The following is a 255-nucleotide window of genomic DNA, read 5'->3' as shown; positions in this document are numbered from 1 at the left end:
GTCAATAAGTTCATCTTATACAGCGGCCGTGCAAAGAATAAACCGACGAAGATCAGGCACAATGAAGAACCGAAAGGATCGGCAACCACGCCCTTGAGACCCTCTTTGACGAAGGTGGATGAAATGCTAAGTACCGTCTCAGAACCAAACCAGGTCGCGAATACCGTCGCGGTGACGATATACATAGGTAATGAACGGCCAGCGACCGCAAAGTCTTTGGAGTTGTTCACATAACGAGCGGCATACAAGCCAATA

Annotated in this window: 1 pseudogene; it reads right to left on the bottom strand. The window is 48.6% G+C overall.

The features are described 5' to 3' along the window. Nucleotides 1-254 (bottom strand): annotated as a pseudogene (locus H8K36_RS19050) (sodium:solute symporter); the annotation flags it as partial. Nucleotide 255 lies beyond the last annotated feature (1 nt).

Source organism: Affinundibacterium nitidum (assembly GCF_014284155.1).
Taxonomy (GTDB): domain Bacteria; phylum Pseudomonadota; class Gammaproteobacteria; order Burkholderiales; family Burkholderiaceae_D; genus Undibacterium; species Undibacterium nitidum.
This window is presented reverse-complemented; position numbering and strand designations above follow the sequence as displayed.